22 protein-coding genes and 1 pseudogene are annotated in these 25930 nt (G+C 34.8%); 2 read left to right on the forward strand and 21 right to left on the reverse strand.

Annotation, left to right across the window (positions count from 1 at the left end):
• Positions 1–128 precede the first annotated feature (128 nt).
• The 21 genes and pseudogenes from Q0486_RS06880 to Q0486_RS06980 form a co-directional block, all read right to left on the reverse strand.
• A complete protein-coding gene (locus tag Q0486_RS06880) occupies positions 129–2045 on the reverse strand; it encodes a hypothetical protein (protein ID WP_299231483.1) in 1917 nt (638 codons plus the stop codon).
• Positions 2046–2448: 403 nt separating this feature from the next.
• Entirely contained in the window at positions 2449–3684 is a 1236-nt protein-coding gene (locus tag Q0486_RS06885; protein WP_299231485.1) for an adenylyltransferase/cytidyltransferase family protein, read from the reverse strand.
• Between the two features lie 12 nt (positions 3685–3696).
• Positions 3697–3912 (reverse strand): annotated as a pseudogene (locus Q0486_RS06890) (GDP-mannose 4,6-dehydratase); the annotation flags it as partial.
• A gap of 18 nt (positions 3913–3930) precedes the next feature.
• Complete coding sequence (glf, locus tag Q0486_RS06895) at positions 3931–5061, reverse strand: UDP-galactopyranose mutase (protein ID WP_299231487.1); 1131 nt, start codon at positions 5059–5061, stop codon at positions 3931–3933.
• The gene (locus tag Q0486_RS06900) at positions 5061–5831 is read right to left on the reverse strand and encodes a glycosyltransferase family 2 protein (RefSeq protein ID WP_299231489.1); all 771 of its coding nucleotides are present in this window, start codon (positions 5829–5831) and stop codon (positions 5061–5063) included. The genes glf and Q0486_RS06900 overlap by 1 nt, the downstream gene beginning before the upstream one ends.
• A gap of 17 nt (positions 5832–5848) precedes the next feature.
• Positions 5849–6850 (reverse strand): glycosyltransferase, encoded by a 1002-nt coding sequence (locus Q0486_RS06905; RefSeq protein WP_299231491.1) that lies wholly within the window; start codon positions 6848–6850, stop codon positions 5849–5851.
• Positions 6847–7980, reverse strand: coding sequence for a glycosyltransferase family 4 protein (locus tag Q0486_RS06910; protein ID WP_299231493.1), 1134 nt, complete (start codon positions 7978–7980; stop codon positions 6847–6849). The genes Q0486_RS06905 and Q0486_RS06910 overlap by 4 nt, the downstream gene beginning before the upstream one ends.
• A gap of 21 nt (positions 7981–8001) precedes the next feature.
• A complete protein-coding gene (locus tag Q0486_RS06915; protein WP_299231495.1) occupies positions 8002–9051 on the reverse strand; it encodes an EpsG family protein in 1050 nt (349 codons plus the stop codon).
• A 31-nt stretch (positions 9052–9082) separates the two neighbouring features.
• Entirely contained in the window at positions 9083–10198 is a 1116-nt protein-coding gene (locus Q0486_RS06920) for a hypothetical protein (protein WP_299231497.1), read from the reverse strand.
• A complete protein-coding gene (locus Q0486_RS06925; protein ID WP_299231499.1) occupies positions 10198–11133 on the reverse strand; it encodes a glycosyltransferase in 936 nt (311 codons plus the stop codon). Before Q0486_RS06925 ends, Q0486_RS06920 begins: the two co-directional genes overlap by 1 nt.
• 1 nt (position 11134) lies before the next feature.
• The gene (locus tag Q0486_RS06930; protein ID WP_299231500.1) at positions 11135–12664 is read right to left on the reverse strand and encodes a sugar transporter; all 1530 of its coding nucleotides are present in this window, start codon (positions 12662–12664) and stop codon (positions 11135–11137) included.
• Positions 12665–12964: 300 nt separating this feature from the next.
• Positions 12965–14062, reverse strand: coding sequence for an N-acetyl sugar amidotransferase (locus tag Q0486_RS06935; RefSeq protein ID WP_299231502.1), 1098 nt, complete (start codon positions 14060–14062; stop codon positions 12965–12967).
• A 10-nt stretch (positions 14063–14072) separates the two neighbouring features.
• Positions 14073–15113 (reverse strand): nucleotidyltransferase family protein, encoded by a 1041-nt coding sequence (locus Q0486_RS06940; protein ID WP_299231503.1) that lies wholly within the window; start codon positions 15111–15113, stop codon positions 14073–14075.
• Between the two features lie 4 nt (positions 15114–15117).
• Positions 15118–15798, reverse strand: coding sequence for an acylneuraminate cytidylyltransferase family protein (locus tag Q0486_RS06945; RefSeq protein ID WP_299231505.1), 681 nt, complete (start codon positions 15796–15798; stop codon positions 15118–15120).
• Positions 15798–16949 carry a UDP-N-acetylglucosamine 2-epimerase gene (gene neuC / locus Q0486_RS06950; RefSeq protein ID WP_299231507.1) on the reverse strand — a complete coding sequence of 384 codons (1152 nt, stop codon included), beginning with the start codon at positions 16947–16949 and terminating at the stop codon, positions 15798–15800. The genes Q0486_RS06945 and neuC overlap by 1 nt, the downstream gene beginning before the upstream one ends.
• A complete protein-coding gene (neuB, locus tag Q0486_RS06955) occupies positions 16946–17956 on the reverse strand; it encodes an N-acetylneuraminate synthase (RefSeq protein WP_299231509.1) in 1011 nt (336 codons plus the stop codon). Before neuB ends, neuC begins: the two co-directional genes overlap by 4 nt.
• The gene (locus Q0486_RS06960; RefSeq protein ID WP_299231511.1) at positions 17953–18591 is read right to left on the reverse strand and encodes an acetyltransferase; all 639 of its coding nucleotides are present in this window, start codon (positions 18589–18591) and stop codon (positions 17953–17955) included. The genes neuB and Q0486_RS06960 overlap by 4 nt, the downstream gene beginning before the upstream one ends.
• Entirely contained in the window at positions 18591–19739 is a 1149-nt protein-coding gene (locus Q0486_RS06965; RefSeq protein ID WP_299231513.1) for a LegC family aminotransferase, read from the reverse strand. The genes Q0486_RS06960 and Q0486_RS06965 overlap by 1 nt, the downstream gene beginning before the upstream one ends.
• A gap of 7 nt (positions 19740–19746) precedes the next feature.
• Positions 19747–20955, reverse strand: coding sequence for a UDP-N-acetylglucosamine 4,6-dehydratase (locus Q0486_RS06970; protein ID WP_299231515.1), 1209 nt, complete (start codon positions 20953–20955; stop codon positions 19747–19749).
• Between the two features lie 417 nt (positions 20956–21372).
• Positions 21373–21612, reverse strand: a complete 240-nt coding sequence (locus Q0486_RS06975; protein WP_299231517.1) for a DUF4248 domain-containing protein — start codon at positions 21610–21612, stop codon at positions 21373–21375.
• Positions 21613–21825: 213 nt separating this feature from the next.
• The gene (locus Q0486_RS06980) at positions 21826–24225 is read right to left on the reverse strand and encodes a DUF3987 domain-containing protein (protein ID WP_299231518.1); all 2400 of its coding nucleotides are present in this window, start codon (positions 24223–24225) and stop codon (positions 21826–21828) included.
• A gap of 263 nt (positions 24226–24488) precedes the next feature.
• Here Q0486_RS06980 and Q0486_RS06985 point away from each other — a divergent pair, with 263 nt between their 5' ends.
• Both Q0486_RS06985 and Q0486_RS06990 read left to right on the forward strand, forming a co-directional pair.
• Positions 24489–24653, forward strand: a complete 165-nt coding sequence (locus Q0486_RS06985) for a hypothetical protein (protein WP_299231520.1) — start codon at positions 24489–24491, stop codon at positions 24651–24653.
• Positions 24654–24815: 162 nt separating this feature from the next.
• Positions 24816–25928, forward strand: coding sequence for an MraY family glycosyltransferase (locus Q0486_RS06990; RefSeq protein WP_299231522.1), 1113 nt, complete (start codon positions 24816–24818; stop codon positions 25926–25928).
• Positions 25929–25930: the final 2 nt, after the last annotated feature.

Here is a 25930-nt window from a genome sequence, read left to right on the forward strand (position 1 = left end):
CGCCTCGCTGTGGCCGTTCAGGTATTCCTTGGCATCCTTCACCACTAGAGCCAGATATCCGCCAGAGCCTTCACCTTCTTCGGCCAGAAATTATTGTCATAATAGTGTCTGCACAGTCCCGGCACACCTTACAAGTATTTTTTATCTATATCATCAGCTTCTTCTATATCTTTTTCAGCCTCGTCAATATGTCGTTTCACTTCATCATCATAGCCCAACTTATTTCTTTTTTCTGCTTCCTCCAGTTCTTTTTCAGCCCTTCTCAAAGCATCCTCTTTCTCATGCTTCCAGAAGTTTCTATCTTCCTCCTCCCTTCTTTCCTTTTCTTTTCTTTCTTGTTCCTCTCTTTCTCTTCTTTTCTGTTCCTTTCTTTCCTCTTCCTCATCATACGGTATAACCGGGCTTTCTTTTTTCTCATTACCAGATCTCACTTCACTGATAATTAGTGAATAATCACAGTTCGGACATTTTTCGTAATAAACATTGTTTTCCGCACTCACTTTCAGTTTACTGTCACACATCGGACAAGTGGTATCTCTGGTACGTGTTTCCTGTCTTACATATGTATTTTTATCCTCATATCCACATTCTTTACATGCGCCCACCATAATATATTCAATATCCATGGTGTATGTTTTCTCCGGAATTCTGATATTATATTCTGTTTTTCCTCTATTCCAGCTATAGCTGGTTTTCGCTATTGTCCGGCTGATAACCTTTTCCGTTGGCGCGTATGCTCCGTTTTTCAGGCACGACGGACATTTGTAAATACTCTTTGCCGCATCATCCGTACCTATGCCGAATGTTTCAATAATGATCGATAAGATATATAGCAGTACCAGAATCCACCAGCTGTGGTAGAAATCAAGAAGAGCCAGTGTATAAATATATATGAACGGTGAGCATATCACCCAAATGATAATTTTCACCGACCTTTTCACGTTGAAACTCTTTTCCCCCGCCCAGTACGATATCACGCTGGCAGTTCTTGCTACCATTAAAATTACAAATCCCATCAGGAAGAAATTCACAACAACAGCCAGCAGCCTTTCCCAGAAACTGTTGTCTCCCGTAATACCTGTAGACACGTATAAGTTCTTGCAGGCTATTGTTTCATAAAAAGGAAGCTTATTGAATATATTCGACGATTTTTCCTCTTCATTGTACAATATGCTCTGAATCACTCCTGCCATGTTAGTCAGCACCGTTACTCCCTGCACTCTCTCCCCGTTTCCAATGGCCACGAGGTATGGAAATTCGTACATCATTCCCACTCCGGTAACATAGCTTCCCACTTCGCGTGCAAATTGCAGTATATCCTTCCCCATGTATGAGTCCACTTTCTCCTTACTCACGTTATAGGTAAATTTCTCGTTCAGGTCACTCAGACTTTCCACTTTATTTTTCAATCCACCTGCAGGTACCACAAACTGATTATGGTATTCATCTCTTACAAGGTATTTATAACCGTCATAATGACACAATACATCCACTTCGCTATCCGTCGAAGGCTCAAATCCATCTATATCCATCTGTATTGCAATCATGTTTTTAGCTCTGGAATTCAGACTTGGCGGTGATGACGGATTATTCAGCAAAAATATCATCCATCCGAATATTGCCAGTGTTATAATAACATATAGCGCTGTTTTCAATTGTGACAACAGTCTTACATTGTTTTTCCTCAAATACTTATATCCCATATTCAATGCAATGCATAAGATAATGAAGTAAACAAAGTACTGCACCACTCCCCATATATCATACGTTCTTTTTACCAGTTCAAAGTCCGTTTTTTTCACATACAATGTTTGTCCGTCAACATGCATTTCATACGAGCTATACTCCCCAAACGGTTCAATTTTCACTACAGTATCAAAAGGTAGCACGTCAATGCTGTCTCCCGATACAAACACAGAGTTATACACATTTGCACCTTTCTCCATTGTCACTCTGTAATACCCGCTGTTATCGATGTAGAATATCCCAAAGACAAAAAAAACGAATATCAACACCATCAAAATAGTTGAACCATTGATTTTCATAATGTTTTCAGTTAAAAGTTCTTATATATTCTTTTCAATGTAAATAAAGACTTAAATCTATCTTTTAGCCATTGTTATAGGTATATTTTTCCTTATTGCTCAAAATTCATCATAAACTTGATATATCCAATACTGATTATTAGTTTATATAATACAAAATTACGTAAAAGTTCTGTAACATCAATTATATAAACGAAAATTCCCCCTTGCCTGTCAACTTTTCTGCATCTGCTATTCGCCATAATAGAAAAAAGGCAGAGCTAACCGTCACGGTGCCCTGCCATGAAAACATTTATTTATTTTTTTAGAGAAAATCTCTTGTCACAAAGTTACGAAAAATTTCGAAACTTCCAATGGTATAAAAAACTTTCTTAGCCATCTTTTTGATGTACTAATAATATTTTTATTCCCTTCTTATATGCAGCTCAATCGCCTCGCTGTGGCCGTTCAGGAATTCCTTGGCATCCTTCACCACCAGAGCCAGATATCCGCCACCGCCTGCACCGGCCAGCTTCCATGCCATTACCTCCGGCATTGCGCTGTAGTGCGCTATGGCATCACCGATAAAGCTGTTGTCCTGTTGTGGCTGACCTATATACGCAGGATTCAGCATTCCCGGGAACATCGCAGTCTGCGCTTCGAAGCTCGCTTTGTAAGCCGCTGCAAAGCCGTTCAGGTCACGTCCCATTATGGCACTCCAGCATGCGTCTGCCGCATCCGCCAGAGCCTTCACCTTCTCCACTGTGATATCCTTTCCCTCCACTACCGAGCATCCCGGTTTGCGTGGTTCCAGAGGAATCATCACCAGATGCTGTTCCAGGAATCTCAGTGTCATCTCGTCCCTGCATATCTCCACCTTCTGAGGCCAGAAATTATTGTCATAATAATGCCTGCACAGTCCCGGCACACAAATACCAATCGCATCCTGTGCTCCGGAGATATGTCCCTCTTCACGCTCAGGATTATTCTCGAAGCAGAACACCAGACGTGCCAGCATTTCCGGATCCATTTTAGGCAGTTTCACCGGCCATATCTTCTTTATTATGTTTCGTGTGCTGGTGCTCAGTCCACATCTGTCCCTCACCTCGAAAGTAGGTTCCAGCGATATAGTAATCGCCCATCCAGGATGATGCACGCTCACGTAAGGCTGGTCAATCCATGTACCCGCCAGATCCAGACGCGTCGGTATACCCTTACTCTCCTCGTTTCCTTCCTCCTGTTTCTGCATAGCCGCCTTCAGCGAGCTCGAGCTTCTTGCCTCCAGACCCTCGTGCGGAGTGCGCTGCAGCTCGATATATTCTATTCCACGTTCCTCACACAGTCTGCGTTTCTCTTCGCTTCCTCCTTCCGCGTTCACCACGAATATGTCCGGCTTCACGATGTCCAGAGTCGGAATGAAGTCAATCACCCCGCTACCCTCATTTATATAAGCCTCCTTCACCGCCTTTATGTTCTTCACCATGAACAGACGTTCCTCCTGCGGGAACATCGGTTTCCTGTGCTTATATTCCAGATAAGTGGCGTCCGAACCTATACCCACATACAGGTCTCCAAATTTCGAAGCCTGCTGGAAGAACTCCACGTGTCCGCTGTGCAGCAGGTCGTAACACCCGCTTACGAAAACTTTCTTGTTGCTCATTGTATATTAATCTTAATTATTATAAGTTTCCTCATAATACTTCTGATAATCCCCTGAAGTCACATTATCCATCCACTCCTGATTCTCCAGATACCATTTCACGGTCTTCTCTATACCCTCTTCAAACTGCAGGCTCGGTTCCCAGCCCAGCTCACGCTGCAGCTTCGTAGAGTCTATCGCATAGCGCATGTCATGTCCCAGTCGGTCAGTCACGTAAGTGATCAGGTCCGCAATATGTTTTTATAATTATATTTCTTTGAAAGATAATACTTTCTCAATAATCGGTGCCATATCATAATATTTATATTCAGCCAATCTGCCTCCGAAAATTACATTTTTTTCTTTTTCAGCCAATTCTTTATATTTTGCATAAAGTGTATTGTTTTTCTCATCATTTACAGGATAATAAGGTTCCATACCATTTTTCCATTCTGTTGAATATTCTTTTGATATTACTGTCTTAGGACAACTTTCCACTTCAGCTCCGAACATTTCAAAATGTTTATGTTCTATTATTCTGGTATATGGAACATCTTTTTCGGTATAGTTTACAACAGCATTGCCCTGATAATTGCTGCAATTATGAATTTCTTCTTCAAATCTTACAGTTCTGTATTCTAGTTTTCCAAACTGATAGCCATAGAACTCATCTATTTTTCCGGTAAAAACTATCTTTTTAGCAATACTCTCCCAGTATTCTCTGTTGTCAAAGAAATCCATTCCGGTTTTTACTTCAATACCTTCCAAAAGACCATCAATTAGTTTATTATATCCCCCAATAGGTATTCCTTGATACTTATCATTGAAATAATTGTTGTCATATACAAATCTTACAGGAAGACGTTTTATAATGAAAGCAGGAAGTTCTGTACATTTTCTTCCCCACTGTTTTTCTGTATATCCTTTGATAAGGGTTTCATAAATATCTGTTCCTATCAATGATATAGCTTGTTCCTCTAGATTGCGAGGTTCTGAAATACCAGCTTTTTTCATTTTTTCTACAGCAGCAGCTTTCTGTTGTTCAATTCTATCCTTTGCCTGTTGTGGAGTAATTATGCCCCACATCTGGTAGAAGGTATTCATATTGAAAGGAAGATTGTATAATTTCCCTTTATAGTTGGCTACAGGTGAATTGGTATATCTGTTAAATTCTACTATAGAATTTACAAAATCCCATACAACTTTATTTGATGTATGGAATATGTGTGCTCCATATTTATGTACATTAATACCTTCTATATTTTCACAATAAACATTTCCTCCAATATGCTGACGTTTATCTATTACCAGACATTTTTTTCCTACTTGTTTTGCCTTATAGGCAAATGTTGCTCCGAAAAGACCGGAACCTACTATTAAATAATCGTATTTTTCCATTATTTTCTATATTTGAAATAAGATATAAATGCCCAGCAAACAATATAATATACACAAGATAATATCGGAAGTTTTTCTACATTACGCAAAACATTCCACTGAGGGTAGATTACTTTCTTTTTATTTGCAGTAACAGAAGTTTTTCTCATTCTGTAGTAAACTAATTTCTTTTTATTTCCGTATGCATATTTTATTTCTTTAAGCATTGCAAGCCAATATACATAATCATCCCTCATACTTCCCATGCCTTCATTAAAAAAGTATTTTTTTACTTTAGATAGATCATATATTGCTGTAGATGGGAAAATCGGACATGTTTTAAGCAGAGACTTATATGTAACTTTCTCAGGAACAATAAATGGTGAGAGAATCTCTTCTTTAGTATTTTCATCAATTCTATAATATGATGAGAAAACTAAAGCTGCATCTTTTTCTTTCATAAACTTTAATTGTTCTTCAAGGAACGTAGGTAACCAAATATCATCCGAATCAAGAAAAGCTATATATTGTCCTTTAGCTTTTTCTAAAGCTATATTTCTTGAACCGGAAGAGCCTCTGTTTTTTTTACTTTCAATAAGTATTATTCTATTGTCTTTTTCAGCATACTTTTTTACTACATTTATTCCGGCACCATTATCTGGGGAACAATCATCAACAATAATCATTTCCCAATTTTTATAAGTCTGAGATTTGACAGATTCTATTGTTTCAGCAACAAAAGTCGCTCCTTTATACATAGGAGTTATTATAGAAACTAGTTCATTATTCATAATGTTATATTTAAGTTTTATACTATGATTTTTTTTCCTAACAATGTTGGAATATTCATTGATAACCATATAAAAATAGAACTTCGCCCTAATAAAGACATTATTCTATGCTTTTTACTCATAAGTTTTCTTATCATATAATTATTCCACTTCTTGTAGTCTGTTGTCTTTGTATATTCATTGTAAAAATCTCTAAATATTTTATAATTAACTTTTAACGCCAAATGATAAAGTTCATAGTTACTAAAACGTACAAACCATGCCTTATAATAATCTTTGTATTCATCCCATAAATTATTTTTCTTTAAAAACTCTTCTACATTTGGTCTTTTCTTTTTCTTGTCAAGTTCATGAATGCTATTTCTTGTAACGCTAGATGCCCTTACCAAAACATGATAAAAATGCTCTTCACGAACAATAATTTTTTTGGCAAAAGCCATAAAATTAATAGTGAAAAATACATCTTCTGCATATTTTATTTCTGGAGCAAAGTATATATTGTTTTTAACAATTGTTTCCAAAAGATATATTCCCCCCCAAACACTACTCCAAATGTAGTTCCCTACTAAATAGTTTTTTAAAATTTCTTTACCTTCGAATAAAACTTGTGTAAATCCATCAGGCGAACATCTCTTTTTATTATTTTCTAAATCCTCAAAAATAAAACCGGCACCAACGAAATCACTTTGAGTTTTTTCGGCAGTTTCAACAAGTTTTTCTATCATGTCACAATCAATCCAATCATCACCGTCAACAAACATAATATACTTACCGTTAGCCTTATTAATGCCTTCATTTCTAGCGACAGATACTCCTTCATTTTTTTTATCTATAACGATAAATCTTTTATCTTGCTCCGCATACTTATTAATAATAGAAATAGATTTGTCTTTAGATCCGTCATTTACTACAATTATTTCTATGTTATTATAAGTTTGATGTATTAAACTATCCAAACATCTATGTAAATATAATTCAAGATTAAATACAGGTACTATAATTGAAACTTTAGGATTCATATCTTAGAACTTAATAAATCATTAAACAAATTAACCCATATATTCATTATTCTATCTTTTGAGAAATCTTTTGCACGTTTTAAAGATTGATTCCTCAAATATAATCTTTTTTCTTTACTTTCTATTAGCATTATAATAGAATTGGCTAATTCTTCAATATTATTTGGCTTTACCAATATCCCATATTCTTTATCTATTAAATCCTTAGGACCACATGGACATGAGAATGATATTATTGGAAGCCCGTATGACATTGCTTCAATAAGAACCATTGGAAGTCCCTCATATCTAGAACTCATAACATATATTGAAGCGTTAACATATTCATGTTCTATATTGTGGGTTGGTGGTTTTAACTCAATATTATTATTTAATCCTAATTTACAAATTTTTTTTCTAATGCTTTCTTTTTCTCCTCCACCAACTATTGTAAGTTTCCATTCAGGATGTATTTTAATAACTTTCTGCCATGCTTGAACAAGCATATCAAAACCTTTTTGATACGACATTCGTCCTATACTTAAAACATTCTTTTTATTGATATCTGAATGATTTGAAGTATTGATTTCCATACTATTGGGTATTACGTTTATATTCTTAATATTTCCCCAATGTTTTTTGTCTTCATCTGTTAATACTACAAATCTATCATATTTAGATACAATATTTTCCCAACCTTTTATTCTTAAAAATTGAATTAGCTTCATCATGGGGTTTTTTTGCTCTAGAACTTTCATCTTTTTACAAAAATGGAATTCTAAGATTTTTTTACTTCCATCTTTTATCTTATGTAAAATATTGAAATCTCTATCAAACATTGAAATACAAATATCAGGTTTTTCTTGATATATAATTCTTTCTAAGAATCTTTTATGTAATTTCCTTTTTTTTCTTTCTCTAAAAAATCTTATTACTCTATTTGTATTTAAATCATCATCATAGTTAATTGCTAAATCTATAAACTTTATTTTTTGATCAAAAGAAAAGAAATTTTCTCTGTTTTTCTGTTCCGTTGTGATAATGATAACGTCAAATCCTAATTCCTTACAGAAATAATTCACTTTATTACATAAAACTTTTTCCATTCCACCACTATTGTATGTAGAATTTATAGTATATATAATCTTCATATTGTTATTATTATGATTTTATTACATATCAAATAAAGACTTATATGGTATAACACCATGTAAATTTGTATCTCTGGTTATTAAAAATAAGTAGAAAACAATTGAAGCTAAAATCACATTAATTCCATGCTGTTTACTATTTATACAGTATTTGCTGATAATATAAATAATTACGTAGAAACAGTACATCGAAAGTCTTTGTAGCAAATGATATTCGATAAAAATTATATACATACTTAACCCAATAAGATAAAGATTTAAATTAATCCTATTTTGTGGATTGTAATATATTAATATATAAACAGTAATTATAATATAAAAAAGAAATACAGGAGAGAATCCTATTTCTTCGGCAAGAACTCTATCTGAGTTTATAAAATGCATATAATTTTCAGGTATAGGAAGCGAGGTCAACACTATATTCCCTAAGTTCCTAAATACTCCTGCTAATTGTAAAATATATAAAACAACAATAATTATTATCCATTTATGATTTGAAAATTTGATATTTTGAGCTAATGGAATTATAAGAAATAAAATAAAAGCTGATGTATGACATAGTAAAACATCCAATACAAGTATAGGAATCCATATTTTATATTTTTTTTTCTCAATATACTCTAAAGCAAATAAAAAAACTGCTATTGCTAAAGCTTGTCTAATTTGATTTGATGCCATAAACTGATACTGAAGAACAATGGAAAAAAATATTCCCTGACATAAAATATTATTTCTATAAAGAGAAGCTATAAGGAAAAAATACGTAATAGCACTCATTAATGAGATAGTAAAAAATTCACCACCATTAAATTGAAATAACATTGAAGCCAAATGATAAACTGGTTCTACGTAGCTATCATATCCATTTCGTATTTCTTTCGATATATCAATATATGAATCATAATCAAATCCTATGCCATATCTTAAACTCCAAAAAGTGACAATAAAAATATATGTTACAATTAGAAATGCAATACTATTGATTCTCTTCTTGCACAATTGCGACATCAGAGCTAAAACTGACGAAACTAACAAAAAAACTGTATATATTAAAAAACTTCTAAAATCCATAATTATATATCAAAAGGAATTTTTTACCTATTTATAATGCCTCTAAAATTCCTTTAATAATATTGAAATTATTTTTATCCTTAGTTTCTAATGAAGTTAAATATGTATAAATGTACTGTTCTCTATATTCTTCTGTAATCGTATTAGTATCCAATTTATCAAGATCATCTTTATCTATATTGATAGTTTCTTTACCTAATGTTTTGCATAATAAATTCATATATTGAATAGACTCCTTTAACTCTTTCATGTCTTCTGTAATAAAAAAGATGACTGGTTTATTGGCTAATATACAATACGAAACCGAATTACTAAAATGTTGTAAGACCAATGAAGAATTGATAACTAAATTACCTGTATTATATTTTATAATCTTTCGATATCCAAATTCATCTCCATCATAATTAGACTTTGGATGTGCAGCAATAATTACTGGCATCTTATATTTCTTCTCCAAAAAATCAAAAAAAATGTTCAATGATTTTCTATATTTAATAGCCGATGGCCTTTTTTTATATAAAGAAACAAATTCTGGATGATCAGGAAATGATATATCACAAAAAACGATATAATTACCTTCAACTATAGGTTTATCATTCATTTCTTGAATATAAGATTCATAATCAGGATGATTTATTTTATCAGTTCTGTATACTATAGATGATGAAGACAATATTTTATCAAAAGATTTAATTTTATAGACCTTTTTGTATATTGATAAAAATGTATATTTAATCTTGTTGTTGATTATAGAAAAAAAAGTACTTGAAAAAAGACGAGATATTTTTTCCTTATAAGTTTCTTTTAATACTGTATTTGCATACAGATCAATCTTTATTGTATAACAATTATATTCAGATAATAGTCTATAGATTTTTCTATTATCCCATATATCTAAACATTCAACGATAAATATTGTATCCTTAATATTACATAATGATAATCTTTTATTTAAATCATCAATATTTAATAATTTCTTAACTATTTCATCTTTTTGTTCATCCGGATATTTTATATTAGGATAAACAATATTTGATATGTCCCAAATCTCAACATTGAAACCAGACTTTATAAAAGCATCAATCATGAAAATCTCTTTTCTTCTTTTTGTGTACAATTCATGATCAATCAAAATTAGTTTTTTCATTATTCGTGTATAACAAATTTCGATAATATTTTTTCGAGATAATTATTATATATGCAAATATATTTTATTTTTGATTTTAAATCCAATTTCTTAAAAACGTCTTTTTTGTATAAAGATAATATTCTTGATTTTATTCTATGTTTCTTATTAATATCTGTGCAATAATAATAAGAAGATAACAATTTAGAAAGTAAAATTGGTAGAAACTCATTTTTATATACTGTTATACTATATTGCAATTCATATAGTTTAACAATATAATTTATATCAATATCTTTTGTATGTGTTACTGAATCATTCCTTTGGGTGTAATGATAAAAAACATAATCTGTAATGAAAATACTATTTACATTATTAAGAATTCCAAGTAATGTTGAAGAATCTTCACCTCTAAATATATTTCTGTGTATATTAAAAATATCTTCATTGATAATTTCTCTTTTAAATATCCCAATACATATAGAAGGTATACATTCAAGTTTGTTTACAGATATAGTAATATATTGGGAAACAGAAATTTCACCTATGGGGTATAATTTCTTTATATGTTCAATCTTTCCATTATCATATATAATGTCATAACTTCCTGCTATAAAATCATATTCTTTTTTTGACAAAATATTTATAAAATATTCTATAGCTTCCAATTGAATGCTATCATCTGCATCTATAAATAAACAATATTTGCCAGTTGAATTTTGCCAACCTCTTTTTCTTGCTAAAGTAACACCGCCATTTTCTTGGCTTATAACTTTAATTCGTTTGTCTCCTTTCGCATACTTTTGTATAATATTTAAAGAGGAATCAGTTGAACCATCATTAACCAATATAATCTCAATATTCTTATATGTTTGATTAATTAAACTATCTATACATGTATGTATATAATTACCAGTATTGTATATAGGAACAATAATTGATACTAGTGGATTCATATTACTTAATTATAAAGCGTTTTACAATGTTTCTGAAATATTTATTGCATGAGAAAAAAATCAAAAAACTTATAAATATATATGTAGTCATTATTTCAATAGATTTTAAAATCCAATCTATATAATCATTACATGGGGATTTAAAATAATTATTTGTTATAAATAAGCCTAATAAAAAAGAGGTAAGAATAAAAGTTAAATATTTAGCATTTTCTACTAGGTATTCTGATATTTTGTCCTTAAATCCATAAGTATATAAATAAAATGGCTTCCATATATGTATTACAAGAAAAGTACTAATTAAACCACCTAATATTATACCAGATAATCCCCATACAAGTCCTAATAATATTGATATTGATAAATTTAAAATTGACTCAATTATAGGTGCCCATATGTCACCAAATAAGCCGTATGCATTAATAAACAAATCATTATTCCTTGTTGAATTTAGATATGTTAAACAGATAAGGATTATTAATGTTTCTCGAGGTAAAATAAAGTCCTTACCCACCCATAAAATAATAAAATCTTCGCTCAAAGTATATATACCAAAACAAATAAATGAAGCTATCCAAACTCTAAAAACAGTAGTTTCCCAAAAAACTCTTTTTATATTCTTTTTATTGCCCTCAGCAACTAAATTTCCTACACTGCTATTCACTCCATTATAAATAGCAGTTAACAGCGTTGTTATACCATTAATAATTAAGATATAATTCCCATATATAGCAACCATAGTTAACGTTGAAAATGCATATATAATAATAGGTGTGGTCTGGGTTAAAACAAAACTACCTATCTTATGAAAAAACAGTTGTTTTGTCTTTGTCAAAATATTAGGATATTTTTTTCTTAAGACATTCCCTTTTGATATATCCGTTTTAAGCCATTTATACTCTTTGTTTATTTCTTTATTTAAAACTATAGAGGTAACAAATGACATTAGAATTTCTATTATTATCCACCATAGATAACCAACTAATAAATATCTAATAGCTAATATTTGTATGCATACTTTCAGTAATTTTAAACCTTGTACAACTATTGTTATTTTATACTCTTTTTGGTCAGCAGAAAGAACAATCTGCTTATAGTTTATAAAATATCCAAGTAATGAACTTGTAAGTAATGCTATAAATGATCCATAAGTATACCAAAAAGGGATATCTACCTTTTTAAAAATTAAAGGGAAAAAAAGCATTAAAAATAATGATGATATTATAACAATATAAGCTATTCTTCTGTATAACCAACCTTGAATAGAAACTATTTCGTTAACCTCATTATAATTACTATTATATAATGGCTTATAAAGACTATATGCTATAGCACTACCTATTCCAAGTTCAGCTAAATTTAAGAAACCTAACAGATTTTGTGCAGTAGTATTCAATCCTAAAACTTCACTACCTAAATAAGTAATAAAAATTTTTCTGGATAAAAATTGAATTAATATATTAAAAACATAGAATACTAACGCTATTTTAGCATTTCTTATACTATTATTAATCCTACTAGTTGCACCCATATAATGCTTTTTCAAATCAAATAAAAATTAACTATAAAAAAACGAAGTGAGGTATCTAATGTTATTCATATATAAAACTTCTATTTACAACTTAATATTTTTTATACAATTAAAAATTGTTAAGCTGTAAATAGAAGTTTTAAGAACAAATATTTTATATAGCTTACTCACTCTATACTTACCATTAGAGTGTTTTTTATTATACAATTCGTATCATCTATACTTCATGTATTAACACTTTTATTACTTTATTGAATGAATAAAAGACTGAACCTTTAAAGATAAAAAACATAACCTTTTTTATTTTAAAACCCATCTTCCATAATTATCTTTCTTGAATATATCACGATTATAATGGCTATCAATAATATCCCAAAACTCTTTTTCAGAATATCCAAGAAAATCACAGAAATCTCTAACACACAAAGGGTCTAAAGCATGGTCATGTTCTTTGACAAGTTTAAAAGCTTCATCTCTGTTAATCATTCCATATCTTACCATTCTTGCAGCATAGTCAGTTGCGGACGCATGACCAAATTTTGGATATTTCAACCAAGAATGAACTAAGTATGCTCGACTATCGACCTGATCCATTTGTTCAACATGGTGAGTTCTATTCCATTCATGGGTAAGATCGTGAAATCCAAAATGCTTTGCTATTTCATAGTTCTTAAAACTGTTCCATTCGACGAAATAACTTAAATATATTGGATCTAATTTATTTATTTCATCAATTGTAGGAGGTTCAAAAAAGTTTAAATCTTTTAAAGTAACGCCATCTCCTAATAACTCTTCAGTTGGAATCCCATAACCAACCCCATTATATATTTGATCCTTTGCAGAATAAGTTTCTACAGCACCATTACCACCATATTCATAGCTAACATTCTCTCCATAAACCAATAAAGGAGTATTAAATTTTAAAGCCATGTGTAATGGATACGTGTATATGTATCGATCAATAAAATATGTTGGCTTTCCATATTTCTCAAAAGTTTTACGCATTATTATTTTTTGAGCTTTGATATTAGGCTTCATACTAATAATATCGCAACCAAAAGCTTCTGAAATGTTTTTAAGATTATGCTTGCCTGCCTCTGTCATTGGAAAATTATCTTCAACAGAAACTAATAGAGGATTCATGTGAAGAATTTCTTTCATAACATAAGTTTGGTAATGGCTATCCTTACCACCACTAACAGCAATCATACAATCATAACCGTTTGGCCCATTCATTCCTCTGTATTTATCACATAGGATTTTGAGCTCTTCAAAACGCTTATCATAATTAACATTTTTCCTATTTTCGTATGCTTGACATGCAGAACATACTCCTTCTTCATTGAAAGTAATTCCAGGTCTTGTATCTGGCATTACACATTTAGTACAATATTTCATAATTCTTTTATTAATATATATGTTTTACAATTTCTTTGGCTCTTTCTAATTCATCATGTTGACCTATATCAATCCAATATCCGGAAATAGGATATCTAATAACATTATATCCACCTTGAATCAGAGAATCCATAAAATCTGTTGCATTATAGAACTTATTTTTAGGAATGAGTTGTAATAAGTTTTTCTTTATAAGATATATTCCTGCATTAGCATAATAACTTATAGTAGGTTTCTCTGTTACACCTTTAATATTTCTCCCTTCAAGATTAAATACACCGTAAGGAACTTTTACTACGTAAGGGACTGCTGCGACACTCATATCTGCATTATGTTCTTTGAAATGTAAATAAAAATCTTCATAATCTATATTTGTAAATAAATCAGAGTTCATTACAAGAATAGTATCATTATGGAATACATCAACGAATTTTATACTACCTATTGTACCTAAGAATTTAGGTTCCCTCACAGTGTTTATTTTTATACCGTCTCTTGGTTCTGCAAAATGCTCTTCCAATTGTTCTCCTAAATAGTTTACTGTAACTGATATATTTTTGATACCGAATGATATTAGATTGTCGATATTGTAATCAATAATACATTTTTCTCCTATTTTTATTAATGGTTTAGGAGTTTTTTCCGTTAAAGGTCTTAATCTTTCACCCTTACCTCCAGCCATTAACACAGCATCAATAGGTAATTTTGTCTTATATTTTTCAAGATTGATTATTTCTACTATATGGTTTTCATCATCTAATGTCGGAATCAACCTCATTTTCATTTCTCTTTGCCTATGAATATTGGCAACATCATCATTTTTATCTTTACGTAGGAAATTAAAATTTCTGTTTATGGCCTTAGTTATGGAATCTTCAACTTTTATACCTCGTATTAAAGCACGTCTGATGTCTCCATCAGTAAGTGTTCCTATCATTCTATTTTCCTCATCGGTTACAAATAAAACTAATGGATCGGATACAAAACTATTAATTTTAACTAAGGCGTCTATAATCCTACTGTTACTGCTTAAGATATGCAAACTTTCCATTATATTATTCTTTTATAATAGCTTCTGCTATTTTCCAATCTAGCATTGTATCTAAATCAATTGAATATTTTCTATCCATTACATATTTTACTTTCTTGGTAAACATATTTAATGGCATTTTTTTTAAACTTTCAGGATTAATAATATAAATAGCTCCATTATATTCCCAGCATTTGGGAACATCTTGACGTCTAGTATATTTCCCGTCTCCTTTGCAAATATTTAAATATCCATTCTCTCCATCCTCAAAACAATTGTAGTATGGATTTGATGAAACTTCACAGACCGATACCACCATATCAATTTCTGAATTATATAATTCCAAAGCTTCTTTTACATGATTTATTGTTCTAAATGGAGATGTATTTTGTAATAAAATTATATTATCAAATTTATGTCCCTGATTTTCATAAAAGTTTAGTGCATGTAATAATACCTCATAAGTGCCTGCAGTATCTGTTGCAAGTTCTGCAGGACGCACAAAAGGAACTTTCAATCCATAATTCTCTACTATACTAATAATTTCTTGCGAGTCTGTAGATACACATATATTGGAATCTGCAACTATACCTCTGGCCACATCTATTGTATATTCTATCAAAGGTTTACCATTTAATGGCTTTATATTCTTACCAGGAATACCTTTACTACCTCCTCTGGCAGGAATAATAACTAATGAATTCATTATTGTTGTATATTATAAAATGTTTTCTGTATCAATCCTTCAAGAGGATAAGTCATTATTACGTGCAGAATATCTGCTGTTGTATTTTTACCTTCGTAAGGATTATGTATCTCTCTATGTCCTGAGTTTAATACTTTGTCAAGACCTTCCAAAATATCTTTTTTGCTTGTACCACAATTAATCACACTGTCTGCTGCAATACGGCCCTTTTGTCTGTCACCTATATTTAGTGTCGGTATTCCGAAACTAGGAACCTCTATAATACCACTTGATGAGTTTCCTACAACAGCTTTAACAAACTGAAGCGCAGAAAGATATCGTTTCAACCCTAAAGAAGGATATGCTATTGCTTTTTCCTGATGCTTAGAAACGTACTCATTTATCAGTCTGATAATAACACGACCATCTGTGTCAGAGTTTGGAAGAGTAAAAATAATCTTTATATCGGAATATTCATCTAGAGCTGATAACAGACTATGTATCTGTTCTTCTGCTGTCGAATTCTCAAGAGTTACCGGATGATATGTTATTAAAATGGTCTTGTCATTAAATGTAAAGCCATCAAGTGTTGATTCAAGTTCCTTTTTGTTCATTAAAGGAACTTTCTTTATATTTTCAATACCTGGAGCACCTACATTAAACACTCTTTTAGGATCTTCTCCTAATTGTATTACACGCTGGCGATATTCTTCAGTACTTGTAAAGTGCAAATGACTCATTTTTGTGATGGCATGACGTATGCAATCATCATATGCACCTTCGGTTATTTCTCCACCATGAAGATGTGCCACAGGTATTTTATAAAATAATGCGGCAGTAACTGCAGCTAGAATTTCATATCTGTCACCCAATACAACAATCATATCAGGTTTTAAATCTTCGTATGCGTCAGCAAAACCTATGGTAGCTAAGCCTACGGATTTTGTCGTTGCATTTGCAGTATCACTTGATAAAAGCATTTCAACTTTCTTATTTATAAAGAACCCGTCCCGTTCAATTTCTTTATATGTCAAGCCGAATTCAGGAGACAAGTGCATGTTTGTTGCAATAACTTGCAACTCTAAACTTTCATCTTCCTTTATGGCTTTCATCAAACCGCTTAAAAGGCCATACTCAGCTCTACTGCCTGTAATGACACATATCTTTCTCATAATTCTATCAATTCTTCTTCCTGAAAATCGCGTTTTGCAGCTTTACCGATAACATTTTCCCACTCCATTGGGCTGATACCATTTCCAGGGCGTTTTACTGTAATATTATCTTCCGTAAAGATTTCGCCTTCTTTGATATCTTTTGCAGCTACAATACTCTTTCTCGCTATTTCAATATTTTTTCTTTCAGATTCGGATACAGTTTTATGTCCGGATCCTAAAGCTTGTTCAATATTTCTGATTGACTTAACCATGGCTTTCAGCTCATTTGGCTCTAAAGAAGCTTTATGGTCAGGACCTTCCATATTCTTGTCAAGAGTAAAATGTTTCTCTATAACTGTCGCACCAAGTGCAACTGCCGCTATAGGAACTTCTATTCCTTCAGTATGGTCAGAATATCCTATTTTTACTCCAAATTTTTCTTTTATCTCGAACATGGCTTTAAGATTTACATCTTTCATAGGTGTCGGATATTCTGTATTACAATGCAACACTGTTATTTTATCTTTAGAAACTCCGTTTGCGACAAGGACGTAGATTGCATTTTCTATATCACTAAGTTCACACATCCCTGTAGATAATATCACAGGTTCTTTATAAGAAGCAATTTTCTTCAGGTATGGATAATTTGTTATTTCTCCTGATGGGATTTTCCATAAACCCAAATTCAATGAATGAAGATAGTCAATGCTATCCATATCAAAAGCGGTAGAGAAAAAACGAATATTCTTTAAGTTACAGTAAGCTATTAACTCTTCATGCTGCTTATTACTGAGCTCCAGTTTTTTGAGCATTGCGTATTGAGTTTCCTCTCCTTTTCCTATATTTTTTTTCTGATATTCAGCTTGTTTGGCTGCTTTTGATACCAGTTTCTCCGCTTTGAAAGTTTGGAACTTTATAATATCAACTCCGGCAGAAGATGCTTCATCAACAAGGCGTTTTGCAATCTCAAGTGAACCGTTATGATTAACACCTGCTTCAGCAATTATTAATACTTTATCTCTCATTTTTTAATCTTTAAGATTGCAGGGTTACCCGAATATATACCGGGTTTAAGAATATTTTTTCTAACCAAACTACCTGCGCCGACTATTACATCATCGCAAATGCTTATTCCATTTGCCAGGACAGATTGACTGCCAATAAAACACATCTTACCAACTTTACAATCACCATTAACCATGGTACCTGTAGAAATATGGCATTGGTCTCCAATTACGGCGTCGTGTTCTATATTGCAGAATGTATTTATAATACAATTTTCTCCAATCTTGGCACCCGCATTAACTACAGCCTGATGCATTACAACAGTACCTTCACCTAAACTTGCATATCGTGAGACATGTGCGGTAGATGCTATTATAGTTGCCAGTTTACCTCCTGCCTCTCTTACCTTATCATAAATACGCATACGGATGGCAGGACTCTTGATAAATCCCACTGTAATTATGAATTCAGCTTTGTCAGCAAACTGAGGTATATCATCATCAGTCCCGATTACTTTATAATCCAAAACAGATTTACCAATATCTTCCGGCATATCCAATATACCAATTATATTATATCCTGCCGACTCGGCAACGTCAATGACTGATTTGCAATGACCGCCACCTCCAATCAATATGAGATTTTTCTGACTCATCACAATCTGACTGAACTAGGAATATTAACTACTCTGTCTGCAAACCAGATAGTATTTTTCAAACCATCATTCTCGCATTTCTCAAACATTGGCAATCGGTTCATCAACTCCCAAATAGGGCGTGTCATAACTCCGTTATCGTTGGTTTGCTGCAAGAATTCCAGCTGTGCATCTTTATCTTTCAAGATTACTACGTTCAGCCAATAATTTGAGTAACAGTTTTCAGGTTCTGTAAAGAAATCAATATCATCTACGTTCTTAAAGAATTCGGCATATTCGGCTGCAACCTGACGTTTACTTTCAACGAATTTGTCCAGATTCTCCAACTGTGCACAACCAAGTGCCGCATTAATATTAGGCATACGGTAGTTATAACCGATATGGTCATGACGGAATTCCCAACGGTGAGGAATTTTAGCCTGTGTAGTAAGATGTTTTGCAAATGCACCTAACTCTTCGTCGTTAAACAGCATCATACCGCCACCTCCGGTTGTTATTGTCTTATTCCCGTTGAAGGAAATAGCGCCCACTTTACCGAAAGTACCTGTGTGTTTACCTTTATAAAGAGATCCGATAGATTCAGCAGCATCTTCTACCAATTCGATATGATATTCTTCACATATTTGGGCAATCTCCTCAATCCGCACTGGATGTCCGAATGTATGCATAGGTACACAAGCCTTTACACGTCTTCCTGTATTCTTATTGTAACACTGTCCGTTACGAATCTCTGCATTTTTAACCAGCCATTCCTTTATAGCGTCAGGCGATAAACCCATAGTAGTCTTATCCACATCAATAAATACCGGATGTGCGCCAATATAAGAAAGAGCATTACAAGTGGCAATAAACGTAAGTGCCTGTGTAAGAACTTCATCATCGCGTTCTACACCAGCAAGCATAAGTGACATGTGAAGAGCATTCGTACCGCTTACGCAAACCACGGCACGCTTACATCCAGTATAAGCTGCCATATCTTTTTCAAATCTGTCAACAAACTGACCTACAGACGAAACAAATGTAGTGTCAATACATTCTTCTAGATATTTCTTTTCATTACCTGCAAATACAGGGACGGCAAGAGGAGTAAACTCTTTATTGCCATATACTTCTTTTATGAAGTTTATTGTTTTAGAATAGTCTGCCATAATTCATTTACATTTTCTGATCCAAATTCTTACCTTTTTCTTCATGTTCAAAGTTTGGCAGGAACTCTTTAAGAGCCGCCACAATTTCCGCTTTGGTAAAATTCTCGTTGGCAAAAATTGTTTCCAGTTTATTATAAAATTCTTCTATTTCATTCATTGGCCGATGCTTCGATTCTTCTATCACTCCCAAAGAAGAGAATCTGTCCATATTTATTTTCTCTCCTGGTATATAGAACTCTTCGTAATCCTTTTCTCCTGTCGTATCGCTCTTGAAATATACTACAGGATACTCCTTGTCACCTTCTTTCCTTTCAAAAGCAAACTTCTTTGCTTCCTCGTCTGAACTGCACTGATGCTGTTTGTAGCCTAATGTTTCAATGAATTTATCACAGAAACTGCTGAAAGTAATCATCTGTTCCTCTCCCAGTTTAGGGAAGAACACTTCACCACTGTTTCCAAGGATACATGCTAGCATACATATCTGTCCGCTTTCTTCAGGAGAAACGAAATATCGTCTTACGTCGCTTGGTGAAGCCAAAGGCTGTTGTTTCATTATTCGTGCCACCCATCCGTCAGGCAATGAGCCGTTTGAAAATGCCACGTTTGCGAAACGTGCAGTGGTTACAGGGAATTTCTTCGAATATGCCATAATCATATCTTCCATAACACGTTTGCTGGCTCCCATAATATTTACAGGGTTGGCAGCCTTGTCAGTACTTACACAGAAGAAATGCTTTGGCGGAAATTCACACAAGAGATCCATCAGTTTCTTAGCCTTGATATCATTGTTCTCAATTAAAGCCTGAACTGAATATTTGTCCTTTTCACTCCTTACATGCTTATGTGCCGAAAAGTTTGCAACAATGTCAAATCCCTTTTCTTCACGGAATATTCTGGCAAATATTGGGTCTGCAAAATTTAATGTATATGCTCTGTAGTCGGCAGGTACATACATTCCGTATGTTGATCTCAAATCTCTAGTGAGTTCTGCCAACCCATTTTCATTTAAGTCTATTACTACTAATTTAGAAGGCTTAAATCTTAATATTGCACGTATGAATGATGAACCGATAGATCCTGCTCCACCTATTACACACACGCTTTTGTTATAAATTTCTTCTGAAAGCTTCTCTTTGTTTGCTTCAATATCCTGAGCAAACATACTTATGTCACGCTTTGTGACATATTGAGAAATGAATTTACTTATATTTATCATATTCTTAATTAATAGTACAAATCTATACCTTTAGGCACGCTTCGCGGCTACCCCCCACATCCTCCGTTTCCGCCCAGATGTACAAGATAGTCCGCATTTAGTCTATAATTATTCACAAAAGTAAGTTTTATTCCCGATATAGCCAACTTAAACCATGTTTTTTTAGACAAAAGAGCATAATGAGATACTTTTACTGTGGTTTTAATAGCTTGTAATTTACTATTGTCAAAAAAATATTGTATTTCAGGTGATAAAACTAATTGTAATAAAAACAGAGATCTCGGTAGATACTGTTTTATTGGTTAAATGCAAAAATTAATGATATACTTACTGTGGAGTGATGAATAGTTTTGTTGTTTAATATATTTTAACAATATAGGCTGGATTTTATGCAAAAAAATAAGCATCCGGGAGCCGTCAGTACGGTTCTCCCAGATGCTTCACTATTACTTCCACCTCTGCCTTTAGCAGATACTGGCGGTTCTTGTCGTATCCCATGGCTTCAAGTTCCTGCATCATCGGATGGCAATTCCTTATCCAGCGCCTGAAATTCTTTGAAGCGGCCGCCTTGGTTACGTCGGGGAAATACATCATTGCCAGCTCACTCTTCTTGTAGGTCTTGAGTCTGAACTCCTGTTCTGTCTGTAGATTTTTCATCGCTCTTTCGTTTTATTTCTACGTAAAGATACTAATAATCAGCCTATAAATCAAATCTTGAAAGAGGAATGTTGTCAGTTTGTCCCCCATTGTATGTGTTTGGGTTAATTACAGAACGGGCTGTCATTCGACTTTAAATGACAGCTCGTTTTACATCGAATGACAGCCCGTTTTTTTTAAACGTATCAGACGCCTGTTTCAGGTTCACTAGGTTCATTTTTCGCCCATGTACCCTTTCCGCCCTAACGATGTCTTTCTGTATCCTGTGGAAGTCCTTGATATCAAGCCTGTTTCCAGATATTTTTTCAAGGCTCTTTTTGCCGCGCTTTCGTTCAGTCCGGAGTTTATGGCCTCGTTTTTGAAGTCGGAATATCTGAATTCGTTTTTCATCTTCATCAGTACCGGCATCAGCTTGTAATAGTTGGTCAGCCTGTGCCTTTTTACTACTTCGTTCATCATGGTGGATATGTTGGCGGAATGTCCCATGCAGACCAGTGTGATACAGACGGCATTGTCGAAATCCTCGTCCGTACATGTGTATTCGGTGACGTTCCATCCGGCCTCCATTATCCTGTAGCCGCAGAACACCATTGCCACTCTCAAGGCGATGAGCCCCGAACGGAAGACAATGGCGACCACGTTCGGATTGCTCTCCGCGGCAGCCAGTCCGAGCTCTTCCTGGAAGATGCTTGCGTGGTGGTCCCATTGCTCGCGCGTGAAGTTTATCATTATCTCTTTCCCCAGACTTCTGAAGAAGTTCGCTTTCAGCTTCGCTCCCGTATCACCGAACAGTGTCTTCACGTCTATATTGCCGTTGCCGTCCAGTGGCGACTGCGATTTCCATTTGTAGTTCGAGCTCATGGTGTAGAACATGAATCGGCTGTACATACCGTCTTCAAGTGTCTTTATGAAATTCACGAGCTGTTCCGGTGTACCCATAAGCATGAGCGCGAGCATCGGGAAGGCTATTGATATGGGCTCCTTGTCGGTCTTGAAGCTCTGGCCCACACTTTCATGGTGGAAGAACATTCTTATTTCGGCGGCGTGTTTCCCGAAGTCAGTATTCAGGGATTCGGCAAAGGCGTCTATCTCCGATGTGGCAAGGATATTTCCGAAAGCTTGCGCATCGGCCATCTCGTGCATCATCTGGCTCTTCGAGGTGTTCACCTGCAGGAGGAGTGTTTTTCTCACGGGCTCTTCGGGCTTGAGGTTTATGTCCGGCAGGCGTTTCTCCCTGAAGGCCGTCTTCAGCTCCATTTCCCACACCAGAAGTTTCTTTTCGTATTCTTTCTTTTCTTCCCTGTATATCCTGTCCAGCTCATCCTGGATCTGTCGGGCGAGAATCAATGCGAACATTGCGATACCCTTACCCGAACCGGCTCTGGCCAGAAAGCACATATAGAGATGTGGTGAGTTTTTCTGATTGCCGTACATGGTTCGCAGTGCCGGAAACAGTCCGCTAGACACGGCTATGCATGAAAGCAGTATTATATCCCTTTCGCGTTTGTCCTTCGCTATGACAAGCAGTTTCCGGAGTTCGTCGGGAAGGGTGTCGAACACTTCGTCCGGAATAGGTGCGCAAAATTCGTTGATGATGTCTTCCTCGTCCTCCTCGGAGTTTTCCGATTGCTGATTGTCAGGCTTTTGCCGCATTCCTTCAGGAGAAAAAGGGTACATAGGCGTTTTTTGAACCTTTTGAACCTTGTATGTCTTTGTATTCGGGTCTTCTTTGCCATGATTATATCCCCATAATATGGCCGTTCTTATCTCCTTTTCGGTGATGCCGGGTTGTACCGCTCTTCTGCATGCTGTGGCTATCGCTTCGTCCAGTTGCCATGATTGTATTCCATACCAGCGTAAGTATTTTCCCAGGAAGAGCATGGTGTTGTTCCGGCTGCCTTCCACGTATGGATTGGTGGAGAAGAAACGGTCAATGACAGAATTTATATCCGCGTCGGCGCCCATGGCAAAGGCCTGTGTGACGGGGTTGTTGAGAAAGCGGAAGTCCTCCGAGGTGTCGGGGCCTGTGGCAGGTACATAGTTGAGCGGATTGCTGTCCGCATCGTAGGGGAATACTGTGGCGGCGGGATTGAAATAGATGTCAGGATCGTACGAAGCGAGGCTGGCACGTGCAAAGTCCTTGCATGCCATGTCCGCTTCTAGACCGGTGATGTCATGAAGACGTTGTGCCACAGTCTCGTAGGCTGTACGGTATACATCTATGTGGACAATGCCGATGTTGGCTATCACACGCAGTCCCCTGCCCGATGCCGTGATGTGGACTGTCACTATCCACGGAAAGACCTCCAGGAGTTGTCGTGCCGCAAGTATCTGCTTCTCCTCCAGATTGTCAAAATCGAACACGGCACATCCCGTCCTGTCCTTGGTGTTCTTATAGAATCGCCCCGTGCGGCAGTCGCCTGCCCAGACTGAAGCCGCAAGCTTCATCTTCCAGTCGCGCGCCTTATCCTTGTCGCCCAGCTTGATCATGGAGCGTACCCGGTCGACTGTCGGTTTATACATGCCATCCCTGATAGCTCTTACCCACTCCGCCGCGTCAATTATGCCTTGAGCCTCTTTCTTTGTCAGACTCTCGAAAATTGTGATTTTCATGATACTTAAAATTTTAATTCGTCTGGACAAATGTAAATCATGTTTCAAAAACGGTAATTGTTAAAAAATGGCTGAGCTTTTACTCTTTGTCCCCTATTGTCCCGTTTTTGGTAAATGAATCTGTCCATAAAAACGCCCTGAATTTTAACGTTGTCTAATTTATTTTAAAATCACATTTTTTATATATTTGTCGATTATTGGGGAATTTTAGTAACATATTTTATACCTTAAAATCATGAGCAAAAAAAATTTCTGTTGCCGAAATGGCAATGTATGTGGAGATTTTCAGAACAATTGTGAGTAACCGTTTCAGTGAGGGACGCTTGCGCTATGACGAATTTCTTGAACTGCGCCGTCAGATAGTGCTGGCGGATTATGAGTTCAGTGAAATGGATGAGTCGTTTAAAGGTAAAAGAAAAAAGAGGTGATAATTTACTATTATACAAAATGACAGCTTCTCATATTGATAAAAACATGTTTTGATGATTAATTGGGCTGAAAATATTTGGCTTCATCATTTAAATATCATAATTTTGCAATCACTTGCCTTGGCAAGAATGAAGAACAAAAGGATTTAACGATTTATTTTTATGGCGAATGTTTATATTTTAATAGGAGCCTTTTTGGCGGCAATAATCCTGGGGAGGATTATTATTCCTAACATTCTTATTATTTCTTTGCGTAAAAGACTGTTCGACGTGCCTGACGCACGAAAAGTTCATAACCGTCCAATCCCCCGTCTGGGAGGAGTGACATTTTTCCCTGTAATAGTGTTTACCTTTGCTACGGTGACTGCACTGAGGGTGATGCTGAATGAAATAGAGTATGAGGTATTCACCGCAAAAATGGCATGCGAGTTCCTTTTTCTTATTGCGGGACTGACGCTATTGTATATTATAGGTATAGGTGATGACCTTGTCGGTGTGCGTTATCGTAAGAAATTTCTTGTCCAGATTATTTCCGCATCGTTATTTCCCATAGCGGGTCTGTACATCAATAATTTCTACGGGGTGTTCGGAATCAGCGACATTCCTGTATGGATAGGTATGCCGTTTACTGTGTTGCTTGTGGTGTTCATCACCAATGCCATTAACCTTATCGACGGTATCGACGGTCTTGCCTCAGGACTCAGTATGGTGGCTCTGGTCATTTTCGGAACTATATTCATGCATTATCAGCTGTGGAATTTTGCAATTCTGGCATTTATTTGTGTGGGAGTGATTATTCCGTTCTTTGCATATAATGTGTTCGGTAATGCCGACAAAGGGCGCAAGATATTTATGGGAGATACGGGCAGTCTTACACTTGGTTATATCATCAGTTTCTTTGTAATCAAATATTGTATGTATGTTCCCGGTGAGGATATGCAGGCGTATGGCGCTCCTGTTGTTGTGGCATTCAGCGTTCTTCTGGTTCCGTGTCTTGATGTAATCAGAGTGGTTCTGAAACGTGCACGAACAGGTAATGCTTTATTTATGCCGGATAAGAATCATATTCATCATAAGTTCCTGGATATGGGATTCACTCCCCGCCGTGCCCTCATCACTATCCAGATTATGTCGGCATGTTTCTGCGCATTCTCTTTCATTGCCGTGAAGCATCTTGACAATACTTTGGTGTTTGTGATAGATATTGTGGTTTGGACATTACTTAATATGTGGTTTAACAGGGTTATTAATAAAAGGAAGAATTCTGCAAACTAACA

This window comes from uncultured Bacteroides sp. (genome assembly GCF_937912035.1).
GTDB lineage: Bacteria > Bacteroidota > Bacteroidia > Bacteroidales > Bacteroidaceae > Phocaeicola.